Annotated in this window: 18 protein-coding genes; 17 read left to right on the top strand and 1 reads right to left on the bottom strand. The window is 64.0% G+C overall.

Annotated features, from left to right (window positions below; translation table 11 throughout):
* Positions 1–129 precede the first annotated feature (129 nt).
* The 11 genes from fabI to phoB all read left to right on the top strand — a co-directional run bounded on the left by fabI (position 130) and on the right by phoB (position 10,690).
* A complete protein-coding gene (gene fabI, locus U1E20_RS11620) occupies positions 130–939 on the top strand; it encodes an enoyl-ACP reductase FabI (RefSeq protein ID WP_409980760.1) in 810 nt (269 codons plus the stop codon).
* 4 nt (positions 940–943) lie between these two features.
* Positions 944–1,258, top strand: a complete 315-nt coding sequence (locus U1E20_RS11615; protein WP_409980759.1) for a c-type cytochrome — start codon at positions 944–946, stop codon at positions 1,256–1,258.
* 405 nt (positions 1,259–1,663) lie between these two features.
* Positions 1,664–2,728 carry a hypothetical protein gene (locus tag U1E20_RS11610; protein WP_409980758.1) on the top strand — a complete coding sequence of 355 codons (1,065 nt, stop codon included), beginning with the start codon at positions 1,664–1,666 and terminating at the stop codon, positions 2,726–2,728.
* A 281-nt stretch (positions 2,729–3,009) separates the two neighbouring features.
* The gene (locus tag U1E20_RS11605) at positions 3,010–4,122 is read left to right on the top strand and encodes a lysylphosphatidylglycerol synthase domain-containing protein (RefSeq protein ID WP_409980757.1); all 1,113 of its coding nucleotides are present in this window, start codon (positions 3,010–3,012) and stop codon (positions 4,120–4,122) included.
* 20 nt (positions 4,123–4,142) lie between these two features.
* On the top strand, positions 4,143–5,216 hold the full coding sequence (locus tag U1E20_RS11600; RefSeq protein ID WP_409980756.1) for an ATP-binding protein: 1,074 nt from the start codon (positions 4,143–4,145) through the stop codon (positions 5,214–5,216).
* A 152-nt stretch (positions 5,217–5,368) separates the two neighbouring features.
* Positions 5,369–6,415, top strand: coding sequence for a phosphate ABC transporter substrate-binding protein PstS (gene pstS, locus U1E20_RS11595; RefSeq protein WP_409980755.1), 1,047 nt, complete (start codon positions 5,369–5,371; stop codon positions 6,413–6,415).
* Between the two features lie 240 nt (positions 6,416–6,655).
* Positions 6,656–7,573: a phosphate ABC transporter permease subunit PstC gene (gene pstC, locus U1E20_RS11590; protein WP_409980754.1), complete on the top strand. Its 918-nt coding sequence runs from the start codon at positions 6,656–6,658 to the stop codon at positions 7,571–7,573.
* 10 nt (positions 7,574–7,583) lie between these two features.
* Positions 7,584–8,426: a phosphate ABC transporter permease PstA gene (gene pstA / locus U1E20_RS11585; RefSeq protein ID WP_409980753.1), complete on the top strand. Its 843-nt coding sequence runs from the start codon at positions 7,584–7,586 to the stop codon at positions 8,424–8,426.
* On the top strand, positions 8,423–9,208 hold the full coding sequence (gene pstB, locus U1E20_RS11580; RefSeq protein ID WP_409980752.1) for a phosphate ABC transporter ATP-binding protein PstB: 786 nt from the start codon (positions 8,423–8,425) through the stop codon (positions 9,206–9,208). The genes pstA and pstB overlap by 4 nt, the downstream gene beginning before the upstream one ends.
* A 22-nt stretch (positions 9,209–9,230) precedes the next feature.
* Positions 9,231–9,947 carry a phosphate signaling complex protein PhoU gene (gene phoU, locus U1E20_RS11575; protein ID WP_409980751.1) on the top strand — a complete coding sequence of 239 codons (717 nt, stop codon included), beginning with the start codon at positions 9,231–9,233 and terminating at the stop codon, positions 9,945–9,947.
* Positions 9,944–10,690, top strand: a complete 747-nt coding sequence (gene phoB, locus U1E20_RS11570) for a phosphate regulon transcriptional regulator PhoB (protein ID WP_409980750.1) — start codon at positions 9,944–9,946, stop codon at positions 10,688–10,690. Before phoU ends, phoB begins: the two co-directional genes overlap by 4 nt.
* A 13-nt stretch (positions 10,691–10,703) precedes the next feature.
* Here phoB and U1E20_RS11565 read toward each other — a convergent pair whose 3' ends face one another.
* Positions 10,704–11,222 (bottom strand): GcrA family cell cycle regulator, encoded by a 519-nt coding sequence (locus U1E20_RS11565; RefSeq protein WP_409980749.1) that lies wholly within the window; start codon positions 11,220–11,222, stop codon positions 10,704–10,706.
* A gap of 419 nt (positions 11,223–11,641) precedes the next feature.
* On the opposite strand from U1E20_RS11565, the gene U1E20_RS11560 reads away from it, so the two are divergent.
* The 6 genes from U1E20_RS11560 to U1E20_RS11535 all read left to right on the top strand — a co-directional run bounded on the left by U1E20_RS11560 (position 11,642) and on the right by U1E20_RS11535 (position 18,247).
* Positions 11,642–12,838: an aspartate aminotransferase family protein gene (locus tag U1E20_RS11560; protein ID WP_409980748.1), complete on the top strand. Its 1,197-nt coding sequence runs from the start codon at positions 11,642–11,644 to the stop codon at positions 12,836–12,838.
* Entirely contained in the window at positions 12,838–13,782 is a 945-nt protein-coding gene (gene argF, locus U1E20_RS11555) for an ornithine carbamoyltransferase (protein ID WP_409980747.1), read from the top strand. The genes U1E20_RS11560 and argF overlap by 1 nt, the downstream gene beginning before the upstream one ends.
* Complete coding sequence (locus U1E20_RS11550; protein WP_409980746.1) at positions 13,782–14,756, top strand: Hsp33 family molecular chaperone; 975 nt, start codon at positions 13,782–13,784, stop codon at positions 14,754–14,756. The genes argF and U1E20_RS11550 overlap by 1 nt, the downstream gene beginning before the upstream one ends.
* A gap of 20 nt (positions 14,757–14,776) precedes the next feature.
* Positions 14,777–15,478, top strand: a complete 702-nt coding sequence (locus U1E20_RS11545; RefSeq protein WP_409980745.1) for a fumarylacetoacetate hydrolase family protein — start codon at positions 14,777–14,779, stop codon at positions 15,476–15,478.
* 118 nt (positions 15,479–15,596) lie between these two features.
* Positions 15,597–17,093, top strand: coding sequence for a pyridoxal phosphate-dependent decarboxylase family protein (locus tag U1E20_RS11540; protein ID WP_409980821.1), 1,497 nt, complete (start codon positions 15,597–15,599; stop codon positions 17,091–17,093).
* A gap of 68 nt (positions 17,094–17,161) precedes the next feature.
* Positions 17,162–18,247 (top strand): CorA family divalent cation transporter, encoded by a 1,086-nt coding sequence (locus U1E20_RS11535; RefSeq protein WP_409980744.1) that lies wholly within the window; start codon positions 17,162–17,164, stop codon positions 18,245–18,247.
* The last annotated feature ends 73 nt before the right edge of the window (positions 18,248–18,320 follow it).

Below are 18,320 nucleotides of genomic sequence, written 5' to 3'. Positions count from 1 at the left end.
TCCCCGTTTCACGGGGAGAGGGAGTGCGCCTGACGCCCTATTGACCAAGGCGGGAGCATCAGGGAAGAAGCGGTATGTTGTTCATCGTGGGCGGCGCTCCGCACCCCATCTTCGAGGAAAAAGATCCGAATGACGGCTGCGACCGGTCTCATGCAGGGTAAGCGCGGGCTCATCATGGGCGTCGCCAATGATCATTCGATCGCCTATGGCATCGCGCGGGTTCTGGCGCGCCACGGCGCGACGCTCGCCTTCACCTATCAGGGCGAGGCGGTCGCAAAGCGCGTCAAGCCGCTTGCCCAGGAGCTTGGGTCGAGTCTCGTGCTGCCTTGCGACGTCGAGGATCTTTCGACCGTCGATCAAGTGTTCGCCCGTCTCGAATATGACTGGGGAGAAATGGACTTTCTCGTCCATTCGATCGCCTATTCCGACAAGAGCGAATTGAAGGGGCTTTACGCCGACACGTCGCGCGAGAATTTCATCCGCACGATGGTGATTTCCTGCTTCTCCTTTACCGAGGCCGCGCGCCGCGCCGCCGCTCTGATGAAGAAAGGCGGTTCGCTCTTGACGGTGAGTTTCGGCGGCGGCACCCATGTCATGCCGAATTACAATGTCATGGGCGTCGCGAAAGCCGCGCTCGATTCATCGGTGCGCTATCTTGCCGCCGATTTCGGCGATCGCGGCATTCGGGTCAATGCGCTGTCGCCCGGTCCGGTGCGCACCATGGCCGGCGCCGGCATCACCGGCGCGCGCGCGATGGGTTCCTTTCAAAAGAAGCACTGTCCGCTGCGTCGAATGATCACGCTGGATGAAATCGGCGGTTCGGCGCTCTATCTCTTGTCCGAGCTTTCGGGGGGCGTCACCGGCGAGGTCCATCTCGTCGACGCCGGCTACAACATCATGTTGCAGCCGCGTCCCGAAGACCTCAACGGCGAGGAGTGAGCGAATGAGGATTGCGGCGTCCTTGGCCCTGGCCCTGTTTGCGGCGTCGGCGATGGCCGCGGGCGCCGATCCGTCGACCGGCGAAAAAATCGCCAAGTCCGAATGCGCGTCGTGCCACGCGATCGGACGCGACGCCAAGGCTACGAGCCCCGATCCGAAAGCGCCGCGTTTCATAGACGTCGCCAAAATGCCGTCGACCACCGAATTGTCGCTTAAGGTGTTCCTGCGCTCGTCGCACCGGAACATGCCGAACTTCATTCTCGCCCCTGAAGAGATCGACTCGCTTGCCAGCTATATTTTGGAGCTTGGCGGAAAATAGCGCGCCGCGATTCCGATTCAAATGACGCCTTGCTCCATTGACCCGTCGGCGCCACAATCGGAGCGACAGGCTGGATACCCGCCAGTTCGAATGGCTGCAAGGCGGCCGATAAATTTATCAGGAACTGGACGCGCAGAGTTCCATATTGCTTGGAGATTCGATGTCACCGGATGTGTTGCGGCGGATTGAATAGGACAAAACACGAATACTCTTACGGATGGTGCGGCCCCTACGTTCGAGCTGGATCGCGCAATGGGCGCGCCGGCAGCGAACATACTCAACGAAGTTGCGGCGGACTGGCGATTGCCTGCTTTCCGTTTCTCGCAAAGAGCCCAATCGGCGAATCAGCGGACGCTCTGATTGGCGATTGTCCGGCTTGGCGAACGAGGAAGAAGGGGGAACATCATGGAGCCGGCATCTTATGGCGTCGAAGGAGTAGCCAACGAGGACCGCGCCTACCGGGGGTCTCGGTTTGCGGAAGTTCGCGATGCGATTTTCGCCAATCCCTATCAGAAAATCTGGGGCGCCGCTGGCGAGCCGCCCCTGCCGCAATCTAATGTGACCCTCTCCGGCGCGCTGCGCGGCCTCCTCAAATTCCGACCGCCGCAGATCGCGCAGGCTTCCAGGCGAATTGTCGATTCGCATGCCGACCTGCGCTGGGGTCCGGATCGATTGGGCTACCGCCGTCTCCTGCACCCCAACGGCATTTGTCTGACCGGCCTGTGGGAGATCACCGAGGATTCCGGCTATTCGGGCTATTTTAAAAAGGGCAGCAAAGGCTTGGTTATCGCTCGATATTCCACCTGCTGCACCGCAACCCGGCGCGGAGAAACCCGGTCTCTGTCGCTCGTTGGAAAGATCTATCCGACGATCGACTCGGGCCATCTCGAGCCGCTACGGCCCGCGAGCTTTATTACCCAGGAAGACATCGGCGGAGATTATACGCGCTACATTAACGATGCGCGGCTGCACAACGCGCCGAGCGTGACGCCTTGGCGACGCGGCAAAGGCCTTCTCCTCATCGCCATTGAGGGAATAGTGTTTGCTCTGGTCGACAAGAGAAACAGCGAACGCCAGCTGCATCAGATCGCCGAGCTTGGCAAGCCGCAGGGCGAACCGACATGGACGCCGAGAGTCATGCGATTGTCCGTCGCGCAGCGCCAACCGAGAATCAAAGGCGACGAACTCGATTTTCGCGACGAAATTCTCGGCCAGATATTCGATCCGGGAGACCCGGAGCCAAAGCGCACGCTCGCGTTCGATATAGATGCGACGGACGAATTGACTGAATTCGAGGCTCTGGGCTTCACCAGACGCAAATACGCCAATTGGCGCCGCCTTGGTTCGGTGACGTTCGACAACGCCGTCGCCTCCTATAACGGCGATCATGTGATTCATTTCAACCACCCAGGGTGGCGAAATGACAGAAACGACCCCAGCACCGCCGTTAGACGCGGCTTATCGGGTTAAATGCGCCGTCGACATTGGGCGTTGTCAGGTCAGCTGAACCGATGGCGCCCGAACGTAGGCTCGAAGGTCAAGATTTGCGCTTTGAAAGGCGGTTGGGGCTTGACGCCGGCGCGCGCGACGCCAAGCTTCATGGGAAGCTCGAACGTCTGCGTTTCTCACGCTCTTCAGTCATCGCCCGCCAGTCATCGCCATGACATGATTGAGGGATTGAACCGGACGAGGCGAGAAGCGACAAAAAACGAACATCAAGCGAAACGTCGATTGAGAGGATTGTCGATTGAATGCTCCAGGAACCTGGCGGCGGCTGGCGCGGGGGCAGCGTGACTCAGCAGGATAACGAACTGATGCAGGCCGACGCGCCGGGACCGCCGGTCGTCAGGCCACGAGAAAACGCTGGATTTCTTGAGTCGTTTCGCCGCCGATTGCCCAAAGGCGCATTGAGCGCGCTGGGCGTCGGGGCCAGTCTCGCGGTGTTTGCGCTCGCCGCTTACATTCTCGGCAAGACGCTCTCCAACCTGAGCTACGCCGATCTGATGAACGCGTTCCGCGCGACGAGCGCCACGCAAATTCTCGCGGCGCTCGCGCTCTCGGCTCTCTCCTATGTCTTCCTCACCGGCTATGACGTCGTCGCCCTGTGGCACATGCGCGCGCATGCGCCCTATCGCGTGGCCGCGCTCGCCTCCTTCGCCAGCTATGCGATTTCCTTCAATCTCGGATTTCCGATCATCACCAGCGCCGCCGTTCGCTACTGGATTTACTCGCGCGTTTCGCTGAGCGCGCTGCAGGTCGCCAATATCACCGTATTCGCCGGCGTCACCTTCTGGCTCGGCATGACGCTGATGATGGGCGTCGGCTTCGTTTACGGCGCGAGCGCGCTCGCCGCGCTTGACGGCGCGCCAGCCCTTCTTCACGCCATTCCGGGCGTGCTGATCCTCGGCGGCGTGCTGTTCTATTTCGGTTGGGTGACCTTCGAGCGCCGCAGGATCGAGCTGCGCGGCCATGCGCTCGATCTGCCGGGCTTTGTCCCGACCGTGGCGCAGTTCGCGCTCGGCGTCGCCGATCTATGTTGCGCCGCCGGCGCGCTTTATGTGCTGCTTCCGCCCGGCGTGCCACTGGATTTTGTGCCATTCGTGGCGGTCTATATCGTCGCCTGCATTCTCGGCGTCATCAGCCATGCGCCGGGCGGCATCGGCGTCTTCGAAGCGACCATGCTGCACGCCATTCCCGCGGCGTCGCAGGAAAGCGTGCTGGCGTCGCTGCTTTTGTTTCGCATGGTGTATTACTTCATTCCCTTCGTTGTCGCGCTTGCGCTTCTGGGCGCCGACGAAGGCGCGCGGCGCTGGACGACGTTACGCGAGGCGATCGCGCGCATTCTGGAGGAGCGCTCGAATTGAACGGCGCGGGTTCAGTCGCCATGACCCTATCGGCTCAGCAACGCAAATGGCGCGATCAGGCGATGGATCTCCTGGCGCCGGTGATCAATGCGCTTCCGGAGCCGATTTTCGTCATCGACTCCGAAACCCATGTCGTCGCGGTAAACGCCGCGGCGCAAAGCCTCTCGCCGGCGATTCGGCTAAACGAGCCGCTGTCGCGTGGTCTTCGCTCGCCCGACATGCTCGACGCCGTCGCCCGCGTGCTCGGCGGCGGCGAGACGGAGAAAACCGTCTGGGTCGAACGCCTGCCGGTCGAGTGCTGGTTCGAGGCCCATATCGCGCCGATGCAGATCGAAGGATTCGAGTCCGCCGCCATCGTGAGCCTTCGCGATCTCACCGAGTCCCGGCGAGTCGAGCGCATGCGCGTCGACTTCGTCGCCAACGCCAGCCACGAATTGCGCACCCCGCTCGCCTCGCTGCTCGGTTTTGTCGAGACCCTGCAGGGACCGGCGCGAGAGGACAGCGAAACGCGCGACAAATTTCTCGCCATCATGCGCGAACAGGCGCAGCGCATGGCGCGGCTGGTCGACGATCTTCTGTCCCTGTCGCGCATCGAGCAACATATGCACCTTCGACCGGCGACGCCTGTCGATCTGACGCTGCTCGTCGCCCATATCGTCGACACGCTGTCGCAGATCGCCGAGGAAAGGGGCGTCGCGATCAATCTCGATCTCCAGCCGAACGTCGTCGCGCCGGGCGATCGCGACGAACTCGCCCGCGTCATCGAGAATCTGGTCGAGAACGCGTTGAAATATGGATGCGCCGAGCACGGCGCCTGCAAGCCGATCGACATCTCGCTCGTCCGCAAGGGCGCGCTCGTCGTTCTGTCGGTGCGCGATTACGGTCCCGGAGTCGCGCCGGAGCATATTCCGCGACTGACCGAGCGCTTCTATCGCGTCGACGCGGGCAAGAGCCGCGCCAAGGGCGGCACTGGCCTGGGGCTCGCCATCGTCAAACATATCGTGTTACGACATCGCGGCCGGCTGGCGATTGAGTCGGCGCTCGGCGAAGGGACGCTGTTTCGCGTCATTTTGCCGGGAAGCGAGGCGGCGTGATTAATTTAAAAAGCTGATATTTAGGATGTTTGCTTGTCATAAAATTGTAATGATTATGTCACAAAAACCTATTGTCGGGCCGCTAGTTTCTCGCGCGCGATGACGCGGGGCGCGCATCGCTTAGTCTGTTCTCGAGCGAAAGAGACCTCCAAATGATCTCGAAGATTTTCAGGCGCGGCGCTGGCGCAGCGCTTGCGCTTGCCGTCTTGGCCGGCGCGGCGAGCGCGCTGGACATTTCCGGCGCCGGCGCCACCTTCCCCTATCCGATCTACGCCAAATGGGCCGAGGCCTATAAGAAAGAGACCGGCAACGGGCTCAACTATCAGTCGATCGGCTCCGGCGGCGGCATCAAGCAGATCAAGGCGCGCACGGTCACGTTCGGCGCCTCCGACCAGCCGCTGAAGGCCGCAGACCTCGAGTCCGCCGGCCTCATTCAGTGGCCCCAGGTGATCGGCGGCATCGTGCCGGTCGTCAATCTCGCCGGCGTGACCGGCGGCGAACTCACGCTCAGCGGCGACGTGGTGGCCAAGATTTTCCTCGGCGAAATCGTCAAATGGGACGATCCGGCGATCAAGAAGCTCAATCCGAAGGCGAAGCTTTCGTCGGAGCCGATTGTCGTCGTCCATCGGTCCGACGGATCGGGAACGACCTTCAATTTCACCAATTACCTCTCGAAGGTTTCGCCCGACTGGAAGTCGAAGGTCGGCGAGAACACTTCGGTCGAATGGCCGGTCGGCATCGGCGCCAAGGGCAATGAAGGCGTCGCGAACAATGTCGCCAACACCAAGGGCGCGATCGGCTATGTCGAATATGCCTACGCCAAGCAGAACAAGCTGACCCACACGAAGATGGTCAACAAGGACGGCAAGGTCGTCGCGCCGAGCATGGATTCCTTCCAGGCGGCCGCGGCGGGCGCCGACTGGGCCCATGCTGAAGGGTTTTATGAAATCCTGACGAACGAGCCTGGCACGAAGGCCTGGCCGATCACCGCCGCCACCTTTATTCTTCTGCCCAAGGAGCCCACTGACGCGGCGGCCGCGGGGGAAGCTTTGAAATTCTTCAGCTGGGCCTTCGCCCATGGCGGCAAAATGGCTGAAGAGCTCGACTATATTCCGATGCCGAAAACGGTGGTCGAACTCATCAAGAAGACTTGGGCCGGCGTCAAAGGGACCGACGGCAAGCCGCTCTCGTCGCTTTGACGCGGCGAGCCGAGGCTTGCTTCAACGAACTCAGATGGCCGCCTCAGGCGGCCGTCTGCGGGCATTGGCGCCCTTCCAATCCGGGCGGCGCCGGGAGTTGAGCGAATGTTCTCGATCGAGCCGAGCCGGCGAACCGGCAATGGAGCTGGCGGGGAGGCGGATTCGGAAATGTCGGAAGTAGTCTTGCAACAAGTATCGTCGCCGTCAGCGACAGCCGATCGATCGCGCGCGCTGAGCAGGATGGCGCTTGTCGACAGGATATTCCGCGAGGCGACGCGCGGCGCGGCCGTGATCGTGCTGGTGATCCTCGGCGGCGTCATCGTTTCGCTCGTCTATGGCTCATTGCCAGCGATGAAGACTTTCGGTTTCGGCTTCCTCGTGTCGCAATCGTGGAATCCGGTCACCGAAAATTTCGGCGCGCTGCCGGCGATCTACGGCACGATCATGACTTCGGCCATCGCCATGCTGATCGCCGTTCCCGTCGGCCTCGGCATCGCCATCTTCCTTACCGAGCTTTGCCCTTATATCCTGCGCCGGCCGATTGGCACGGCGATCGAACTCCTGGCCGGCATCCCGTCGATCATCTACGGCATTTGGGGCCTCTTCGTGCTGGCCCCGTTTCTGCAGTCGCATGTGCAGCCGGCGCTGATCGCGGCCTTTGGCGACATTCCCGTGTTCTCGATGCTGTTCGCGGGCCCGCCATACGGCATCGGCATGCTGACGGCGGGCTTCATTCTCGCGATCATGGTGTTGCCCTTCGTCGCGTCGATCTCCCGCGACGTTTTCGAGACGGTGCCGCCGGTGTTGAAGGAAGCGGCGAGCGGAATCGGCTGCACGACCTGGGAAGTGATGCGCTATGTGGTGATGCCCTATACGCGCGTCGGCGTGATCGGCGGCGTCATGCTCGGGCTCGGCCGGGCGCTCGGCGAGACGATGGCGGTCACTTTCGTCATCGGCAACGCGCACAAGATTTCCGGGTCGCTGCTCGCGCCGGGCACGACGATTTCGGCGACCATCGCCAATGAATTCACCGAGGCGGTCGGCGATCTCTACACGTCGGCGCTGATCGAACTCGGCCTGATCCTCTTCGTCATCACCTTCATCGTTTTGGCGATCGCGCGTTACATGCTGATGCGCATCGAACAAAAGTCAGCGTAGGGAGACGCTCATGTCGCTTTACGCAACTCGACGCAGCGCCAATTCCATCGCGACGACGCTCTGCTGGGTCGCCGCGATATTCGGGTTGGCGTGGCTGTTTTTGATCCTCGTCGCGCTGCTTTACGAAGGCGTCCGCGGCCTGTCTCCGGCGGTCTTCGCCGAGATGACGCCGCCCCCCGGCAGCGCCGGCGGATTGCTCAACGCCATCGCCGGCTCGCTGATCATGACCGCGATCGGCGTGGCGATCGGCACGCCGCTTGGCATGCTGGCCGGCACTTATATGGCGGAATACGGCCGCTATTCGAAGCTGACGCTCGTCGTTCGCTTCATCAACGACATTCTGCTGAGCGCCCCCTCGATCGTCGTCGGCCTGTTCGTCTACACGATCCTCGTGCATCCGATGGGCCATTTCTCGGCGATTTCGGGCGCGGTGGCGCTGGCGCTGCTCGTCGTTCCGGTCGTCGTGCGAACCACCGAGGACATGCTGCTGCTCGTGCCCGGATCGATGCGCGAGGCGGCGTCGGCGCTCGGCGCGCCCCGTTCGCATGTCGTCGGCCAGGTCGCTTATCGTGCCGCCAAGGCGGGGCTGATCACCGGCGTGCTGCTGGCCGTGGCGCGCGTGTCGGGCGAGACCGCGCCGCTTCTGTTTACGGCGCTCAACAACCAGTTCTGGAGCACCGATCTGGCTGCGCCGATGGCGAGCCTGCCGGTGGTGATCTTCCAGTTCGCGCTCTCGCCCTACAAGGATTGGCAGCAACTTGCCTGGACCGGCGCGCTGCTGATCACCGTCGCAGTTCTCGCCCTGTCGATCGCCGCGCGCACGCTGAGCGCCGGCCGGAGGAAATCGAAATGAACGCCGCCGTCCACGCCCCGAAAGAGCCGCCGACAAAAGTCACGGTGCGCAGTCTTGATTTTTATTACGGCGCCGATCGTTCGCTCAAGAACATCAACCTGCCGCTTCACGCCAATAAGGTGACCGCCTTCATCGGTCCTTCGGGCTGCGGCAAGTCGACCTTGCTGCGGGTCATGAACCGCATGTACGACCTCTATCCCGGACAGCGGGCGGAGGGCGAGGTGCTCCTCGACGGCGAAAACATTCTCGACCCCGCGATCGACCTCAACGCCCTGCGGGCGCGCGTCGGCATGATTTTCCAGAAGCCGACGCCCTTCCCGATGTCGATTTACGAAAACATCGCCTTCGGCATTCGGCTCTATGAAAAACTGCCGCGCGCCGATCTCGACCAGCGGGTCGAAGCGGCGCTGCGCGGCGCGGCGCTTTGGGACGAGGTCAAGGATAAGCTTCAGGCAAGCGGCCTTGGGCTTTCCGGCGGCCAGCAACAGCGGCTCTGCATTGCCCGCAGCGTCGCCGTGCAGCCGGAAGTGATCCTGTTCGACGAGCCCTGTTCCGCGCTCGATCCGATCTCGACGGCGAAGGTCGAGGAACTCATCGACGAGCTGACGAACCGCTACACGATCGCGATCGTCACCCACAACATGCAGCAGGCGGTTCGCGTCTCCGATTACACCGCCTTCATGTATCTCGGCGAACTCGTCGAATTCGGCGAGACGGACGACGTGTTCAACAAGCCGAAAGAGAAGCGAACGCTCGACTATATCACCGGCCGTTTCGGCTAACCGCGATTCAAGGACGGCGCCCATGAGCGATCATATTGTGAAATCCTACGACCGCGATCTTGAATCCCTCGGCCGCCGCATCGCTGAAATGGGCGGCGTCGCCGAAAAAATGCTGGCGGAGGCGATGGATGCGCTGTCGAGCTTCGACGTCGACCTCGCCCATCGCGTCGTCTCCAGCGATCCGCGGCTCGACGCGCTGCAGCGCGAGATCGAGGAGAACGCCATTCTCACCATCGCGCGACGGCAGCCGCTCGCGGTCGACCTGCGCGAATGCATCGCCGCGATTCGCATTTCCGGCGATATAGAGCGCGTCGGCGATCTTGCGAAAAACATCGCCAAGCGAACGCTCAAGATCGTCTCGGAGGCCCGCGTGCCGCGCGCCATCGTCGGTCTGAAGTCGATGCATGAAGTCGCGGCGATGCAGCTGAAGGACGCGCTCGACGCTTACGCCCTGCGCGACACGGAGCGCGCGCACGCGGTGTGGCAAAATGATTCCGATCTCGACGCGCTGGAGGATTCCGTCTTCCGCGATCTCCTCACCTTCATGATGGAGGATCCGCGCAACATTTCCTTCTGCACGCATCTTCTGTTCTGTTCGAAGAATCTGGAGCGCATCGGCGATCACACGACCAATATTTCGGAAACGGTGATTTATCTCGTCACCGGCGAGGCGATGCCCACCGAGCGGCCGAAATCGCGCGTTCCCGATTTCGGCGTGAAGGATGAGGCGGCGCAATGAACGAAGTGACTTCCGTCGTCGTACAGCGCAGCGGCAAGAGCGATCGGGCGCCGCGCATTCTGGTCGTCGAGGACGAGACATCGCTCGCGACGCTGCTCGTCTATAATCTCGAGGCCGAGGGCTATCAGGTCGAGCATGTCGACAATGGCGACGAGGCGGAGCTGCGACTGGCCGAGTCGCCGCCCGACCTCGTCATTCTCGACTGGATGCTGCCGGGGGTTTCCGGTCTCGAAATCTGCCGGCGGCTGCGCGCCCGCGACAGCGCCAAGGACATGCCGGTGATCATGCTGACCGCGCGCGGCGAAGAAGGCGAGCGCGTGCGCGGGCTGTCTGTCGGCGCCGACGACTATGTCGTCAAGCCGTTTTCAACGCCCGAGTTGATGGCGCGGGTGCGGGCGCTGCTGCGCCGGGCGCGGCCCGAGCGCGTCGCCTCGCGGCTGACCCTTGGCGACATCGATCTCGATCGCGACACCCGCCGGGTGCGGCGATCGGGACGTGAAATTCACCTCGGTCCGACCGAGTTCCGGCTGCTCGAATATTTCATGGAGAAGCCGGGCCGCGTGTTCACGCGCGCGCAATTGCTCGACAGCGTCTGGGGCATGTCGGCGGAGATCGACGAACGCACCGTCGACGTTCATGTCGGACGTCTGCGCAAGGCCATGATCCGCGGCCGCGAGAAGGATCCGATCCGCACGGTGCGCGGCGCCGGCTATTCCTTCGATGAAACCTTCGGTCACGAATGACCGTGGTTATGGCTTACGCGTAGCGCTGCGCCCTGAGTTGATCGCGCGCGCGGCGGCGATCCTGGGCCGGCTGATAGGCGACGCGCGCATGATAGGCGCAATAGGGCCCGCCGCCGATGCTTGATTTGCCGCCGCAGAAGCGGAATTCCGCCGATGTCGGATCGCCCATCGGCCAGCGGCACATGGATTCGCGCAGCTCCATGAGCGTGACGCGCTCCGACATCGGGATCACCACTTCTTCTTCAGGCGCGCGCCGCGGCGCGGCCAGCGCATGCGGCGCGAAAGCAAGCGCGAGATTGCCGTGCGACGCGGCGCCGTTGATGCGCGGCTGCGGCTGACGCGGCGCTTTGGCGACCCGCGGCCGCTGCGCGCTGACGGTCTTGGCGCGCTCGGCGAGCCCGAGCCGGTGGATTTTGCCGATGACGGCGTTGCGCGTGATGCCCGGCCCGAGTTCGGCCGCCACTTGACTGGCGCTCAGCCCGTCGCTCCAGAGTTTGCGGAGCAGTTCGACGCGTTCGTCGGTCCATGACATTAGGCTTCTCCATTCTTTCGGGTCGAGCGCGGATCGGACTCTTCCTCCGACCGCTGCGCAGGCCTGAAGCCCAGCGGCGATGTGACGCGCATCAACACTCGAGAGAACGCGCCCGAACAAACGACGCGGGCGCCGACTAGAAACTTTCTGTTTACTTTGAATCACGCGCGAGTCGCGCTGGCAAGCGCGCGCTGGCGTTCTCAACAGTCTTTCACAACGACTGTTGCCGGAAGGACTCACCCGCGCGCTTTGCCGCGATGCAGCTTTTTTCGCCAATGATCCTGCGGCGTCATGGATTTGACCGCGTCGGGCGGCAAGCTTAAAATCCCCGTCGAACTGCCGCCCTCAACAGGGCGGCGCTTTGTTTTTTTAAGCTTCCACCGGTCGAAGCCGGCGACAGGAGGCGTGGAGCAGGGCTGTTGACGTCAGCGCTTTATCCGACCTATCCGCGCGCCGATCTCGCGTTCAAACAGGGAGAAGGCGCGTGGCTGACCGCGGAAAACGGCGACCGCTATCTCGACTTCAGCGCGGGCGTCGCCGTGTTGTCGCTCGGCCACAATCATCCGCATCTCGTCGAGACCTTGAAGCGCGCCGCTGACGCGCCCTGGCATGTCTCCAATCTGTTTCGCATCCCGCCAGCCGAGCGGCTCGGCGAGCGGCTCTGCCAAGCGACATTCGCCGATCTGGTCTTTTTCACCAATTCCGGCGCCGAGGCCGTGGAATGCGCGATCAAGACCGCGCGCAAGTTCCACGCCGTCAACGGGCAGCCGGAACGCTATCGGCTGATCACTTTCGAAGGCGCCTTCCATGGCCGTACGCTGGCGACGATCGCCGCGGGCGGCAACCCAAAATATCTTGACGGCTTTGGACCGCCGGTCGAGGGCTTCGATCAGGTTCCCTTCGGCGATTACGACGCTGTCGAAGCGGCGATCACGCCAGAGACCGCCGGCGTGCTGCTCGAACCGATTCAGGGCGAAGGCGGGTTGCGGGTCTTTGCGCCGTCGTTTCTGGCGCGGCTGCGGGCGCTGTGCGACGCGCGCGGCCTGCTGCTTGTCCTCGACGAAGTGCAATGCGGCGTCGGCCGCACCGGCAAGTTTCTCGCCTGCGAACATGCCGGCGTCGCGCCAGATATCGCGGCGCTCGCCAAGGGGCTGGGCGGCGGCTTTCCGCTCGGCGCCTGTCTCGCGACGCGCGAGGCCGCCAAGGGCATGACGCTTGGCGCCCATGGCTCGACATTCGGCGGCAATCCGCTGGCGACGGCGGTCGGCGGTGCGGTGCTCGACGTCGTGCTCGCTGACGGATTCCTGGCGCGCGTCTCGCGCCTCGGCGCGCTGCTGCGCCAGCGGCTGGCTGAACTCGAGGATCGTTATCCGTCGCTGATCGAAGAGATTCGCGGCGAAGGTCTGATGTTCGGGCTCAAGACGAAAATTCCCAACGTCGATTTCGCCGCCGCGGCCCGCGCCGAGGGTCTGCTGACGGTGCTCGCCGGAGACAATGTCGTGCGTCTGTTGCCGCCGCTCGTCATCGACGAGAATGACATCGCGGCGGCGGCGGCGCGCCTCACCGCCGCATGCGCTCGGCTCGCCGCGCCCGCCGAAAAGCTCGGAGCCGCGTGATGACCGCCCATTCGCTGACGCGGCCGCGCAGCTTTCTCGACCTCTCGGATCATTCCGGCGAAGAGCTGCGCCACATTCTCAATATCGCCAAATCGCTGAAGTCGCGCCGCGTCAAGGGCGCCGAGCCGACCGAACGGCCGCTCGCCGGCAAATATCTCGGCATGGTGTTCGACAAGCCGTCGACCCGCACGCGCGTCTCCTTCGATATCGCAATGCGCGAACTCGGCGGCGAGACGATCATGCTGACCGGCGCGGAAATGCAGCTGGGCCGCGGCGAGACCATCGCCGATACGGCGCGCGTCCTCGCGCGCTTTCTCGACGCCGTGATGGTGCGCATTCTCTCCCATCCCGATCTCATGGAACTGGCGCGCTACGGCAATCTGCCGGTCATCAACGGGCTGACCAAACAGTCGCATCCCTGCCAGGTGATGGCCGACGTCATGACGTTCGAAGAGCATCTCGGTCCGATCGAAGGGCGCACGGTGGCCTGGAGCGGCGACGCCAATAATGTGCTCACAAGCTGGGTACACGCCGCCTGCCGGCTGGGCTTCACGATCAATGTCGCGACGCCGAAAGAATTCGCGCCGTCGGAAGAACTCATCGGCTGGGCGAAGGCCAATGGCGCGAGGATGAATCTGACGCGCGACGCCTGGGAAGCGGTCGCTGGCGTAGACGCGGTGATCACCGATTGCTGGGTGTCGATGGGCGACGCCGACGAGGATGAGCGCCGCGCCGCGCTCGCGCCCTATCAGGTCGACGCGAAACTGATGGGCGCGGCGGCGAAACATGCGCTCTTCATGCATTGCCTGCCGGCGCATCGCGGCGAGGAAGTCGCCGCGGAAGTGATCGACGGGCCGCAGTCGGTGGTCTTCGACGAAGCGGAGAACCGGCTGCACGCCCAGAAGGGGGTGTTGTGCTGGTGTCTCGCGCCGGGGCAGGTCTGATGCCGCAAGGCGGCGATCCGGCGCCGAGCCGCCCGGCGGCGCTTTATTCCGAGGATGACCGGATATTGCCCTTCGCGGTCGAGGCGCTTGACCTGCGCGGCCGCATCGCGCGCCTCGGCCCCATCGTCGATTCCATCCTCAATCATTACGCCTATCCGCCGCAGGTCGCGCGACTCCTCGGCGAGGCGGTGACGCTTGCCGCGCTGCTCGGCTCGATTCTCGAATCGCATGGACGCTTTCAGCTGCAGACGCGCAGCGACGGCCCCGTCGACATGCTCGTCGTCGATTATGACGCGCCGGGAAAGCTGCGCGGCTTCGCCCGTTTCGACGCCGAGCGCGTCGCGCAGATCCGCGACGCCGCGCCGGCGGCGCTGTTTGGGCGCGGCCATCTCGCGCTGACCATCGAGCGCGAGGAAGACGCCGCGCGCTACCAGGGCGTCGTGCCGCTCGAAGGAGAGAGCCTCGCCGAGGCGGCCCATCTCTATTTCCAGCAATCGGAGCAGATTCCGTCTTTCGTCAGACTGGCCGTCGCCGAAAGCGTCACGCCGCAGGGACGCAGCTGGCGCGCCGGCGGATTGCTGCTGCAATATCTGCCCTCCGGCGGCGCCCGCGCCCGCGATCTTCCTCCGGGCGACGCGCCCGAAGGCGCGGAGGAACTCATGGAAGAAGATGACGATGATCATTGGACCGAGGGCCAGGCGCTCGCCGCCACCCTCGAAGATCACGAACTCGTCGATCCGGCGCTGTCGGGCGAGCGACTGCTTTACCGCCTGTTCCATGAGCGCGGCGTCAAGGTCTTCTCTGAGCGCGCGCTCGAGGAATTCTGCCGTTGTTCGCATGAGCGCATCGACAAGCTCCTGAAAAGCTTCTCGCCGCAGGAGCGCCGCGACATGATCGGCGACGACGGCCGCATCGGCGTCACCTGCGAGTTCTGCGGCACGCTGCGCAGCTTCGATCCAGCCGATTACGATTGACCCGGAGGCGGAGTAAAGTCATGTCCGCTGAATTCATTTTCCCGCCGCCGCCATGCCCAAGCGTCGCCATCGCCCATGACGCGCGGCGCTTTCCGGTGCGGCGAATTTTCTGCGTCGCGCTGAATTATGCCGCCCATGCCCGCGAGATGGGGAAAGAGCCGGCGAAAGGCGGAGAGCCGCCGGTGTTTTTCGCCAAGCCCGCCGACGCGGTCGTCGAAAGCGGCGGGACGATTCCCTATCCGTCGCTGACGCATGATTTCCACTACGAGATCGAACTGGTCGCGGCGCTCTCCCGCGGCGGCGCCGATATCCCCGTCGAGCGGGCGCTCGACTGCGTCTTCGGCTATGCCGCCGGAATCGACCTGACGCGGCGCGATCTGCAAACCGCGGCGCGAAACGCCGGCCGCCCGTGGGACATGTCGAAAGGCTTCGATCATTCCGCGCCGATCGGCGCCATAAGCCCCGTCGCCGAGATCGGCCATCCGGCGCAAGGTCGCATCGCGCTTTCCGTCAATGGCGTCCTGCGACAGGAGGGCGATCTTGGCGATCTCATCTGGAGCGTGCCCGAAATCATCGCCGCGCTGTCGCGCAACGTCGCGCTCGCACCGGGCGATCTGATCTTCACCGGCACGCCCTCAGGGGTCGGACCGCTTCTTGCCGGCGACCGGGTCGACGGCGAAGTCGAACATGTCGGGTCCGTGGCCGTAAGCATCGGAAAATAGATGATGTTGCGCCAGACGGGGAAAGCCGGCTATTTGCAGGAGCGTGAAACGCCTTCGCGCGACCTATCGCAGCCGTCGTTGCGCCTCCCCCGCGCCGCCGGCGCGCGAGGCTGTGGACATGCCGGTCAATCTCGATCCTGAAGACTGGGACGAATTTCGCGCCGAGAGCCATCGCGCGCTCGACTTGATGCTCGACCATCTGCGCGATTTGCGTGAACGCCCGGTCTGGACGGCGCCGAGCGAAGAGGCGTTGGCGCGATTCAAGCGCGGCCTGCCCCAGGAGGGGCGCGACTTCTCCGCCATGCTCGAGGATTTCGACCGCTATATCAAGCCCTTCGCGACCGGCAACACCCATCCGATGTTCATGGGCTGGGCGCAGGGCGCCGGCACGCCGGCCGGCATGATCGCGGAAATGCTCTCCGCCGGCATGAATTCGAACTGCGGCGGACGCAATCACATCGCGATCGACGTCGAGCGCCAGATCGCCGCCTGGATGGCCGAGGCCTTCGGCTTTCCGGCGGAGGCGAGCGGCATTTTCGTCACCGGCACCTCGATCGCCAATTTCCTGTGCCTGCTCGTCGCCCGCGACCAGGCCTATGGCGATAATGACGTGCGGCTCAATGGGCTCTGCGCGCAATCTGGCCAGCTCATCGCCTATGCCTCGCGGGAGGCTCATAATTGCGTCCGCCAGGCGATGGAGCTCGCGGGACTCGGCGCGCGTCATCTGCGCCTCATCCCTTCCGACGAGCGCCGGGCGATGCGGGTGCGCGATCTTCGCCGCGCCATCGCCGCCGACCGGGCGGCGGGCTTCAGGCCCTTTCTGATCGTCGGCACGGCGGGGACGGTCGACACCGGCGCGATCGATCCACTGGACCGGCTCGCCGACGTCGCCCATAGCGAGGACATGTGGTTCCATGTCGACGGCGCCTTCGGCGCGCTGGCGGCGCTCTCGCCGGCGCTGAAACCATTAATCAAGGGGCTGGAGCGCGCCGACAGCATCGCCTTCGACTTCCACAAATGGCTGCATGTTCCCTATGACGCGGGCTTCTTTCTGGTGCGCGATCCAGAGGCCCATAAGCGCGCCTTCGCCGCCAACGCCGCCTATCTGACCCGTGCGCCGCGCGGCCTCGCGGCCGGCGATATCTGGCCCTGCGATCTCGGCCCCGACCTGTCGCGCAGCTTTCGCGCGCTCAAAGCCTGGTTCACCATCGAAACCTTCGGCGCGAAGCGTCTCGGCCAATGTATCGAGCAGACCTGCCGCATGGCGAAGCGGCTCGAATCCTGGATCGTCCAATCGGACGCCTTCGTGCTGCGCGCGCCGGTGACGCTCAATATCGTCTGCTTCGGCGTCAAGGATGACGAGGATGGTTCGCTCGCCCGCGAAATCGTCATGGAGCTGCATGAGCGCGGCGAAGCGGCGCCGTCGCTGACCATCCTCGACGGGGTTCCGGCGATCCGCGCCGCGATCATCAATCACCGGACCGAAGAACGCGACATCGACGCCTTTACGCAATTCCTCGACGCCGCGCTGAGGCGCGCCCGCAAGGAGCCGCATGATTTCGGCGCCCTCGTCGAGCCGCACGGGCCGGGCAAGACAAGGCTGTCCGAAGATTGACGCCGCGCCTGTCGTAAGCCTGTCATATTCCCCCGGGCTCTCTTTCTAACCTTCCCGTGAGCGCCGCCATGATCCCAGACCGCCTCGTAACAGCGCCCTATCCGCACATTCCAGGCTGCCAGTGGCTCCTGCGGTTTAACGGCGAGGGCGAAGCTGAGGCGGGAACCGCAGAGGATTTCGAAACTCTCGGCGCGCCGCGCGAGGGATTCTTGTGGCTGCATATGGATCTTACGGATGTGCGCACGCGCCCGCTGCTCGCCCGGATTAAGGCGCTTCCCGAAGAAGCCTGCGAATCGCTGTGCGATCCCGTCGATCATCAGCATCTTGAATATTCAGAAGGGATGTTGAACGGCGCGCTGCTCGATCATGAGCGCGATCTCAGCGGGCCGACCTCGCGCACCGATTATGTCCGCTTCGCCTCTGGCGCGAGCTTCTTCATTAGCGCGCGACGGTTGCCGATGGACAGCGTCGAGCAGACGCGCATCGCCGTCGATCGTGGCGCACGGATCGCCTCGCCGATCGATCTGTTCGAATATCTGACCGACGCGCTGATCGACGGGCTGGCGCGAAAAGCCGCGGAGCTTGGCGCGGCCTTCGATCGCGTCGAGGACCGCATTATCGACCAGCGTGGGCGTCTGGCGCGGCCGGCGCTCAGCGCCGCGCGCCGCGAGGCGGTGCGCCTGGCGCGCCAGATCAGCGGCCTGTCGACCACCGTGGCGCGGCTCGAAAACATCGAGGAGGAGGAGGGCGAGCAGCGCGACGACGACCTTCGCGCGGCCGCCGCGCGACTGGTTCAACACGCCGGCGCCCTGAACCAGGATGTGATGAGCCTTCAGGAGCGCGCTCGTCTGCTGCAGGACGAGCTCAACGACCTCCTCAGCCTGGAGACCAACGACCGGCTCTATGTGTTGACCTTGACGACGATGCTGCTGCTGCCGGCGACCTTCGTCACCGGCTTTTTCGGCATGAACACCAAGGACCTGCCGTTTCTCGAGACCGACAATGGCACGCTCTACGCGACCATTCTCTGCCTGCTCGCCTCGGCGACGGCGCTCTTCCTGATGCGCCGCTGGGGCCTCGCCGGCGTGCCGGAGGGCGACGAGCCGCGCCCCCGGCGCGAGCGCCAGGACCGCCCGGCGGACCGGAGTTTTTGAGGTTAGCCGCTCGAATTGCGGGGTTTACAGTCGCGCGTGCGCCGCCTAATTTCCGCGCCGATCGCGGCGAGGC

It is taken from the genome of Methylocystis sp. (genome assembly GCF_046349115.1).
Classification (GTDB): Bacteria; Pseudomonadota; Alphaproteobacteria; order Rhizobiales; family Beijerinckiaceae; genus Methylocystis.
This window is presented reverse-complemented; position numbering and strand designations above follow the sequence as displayed.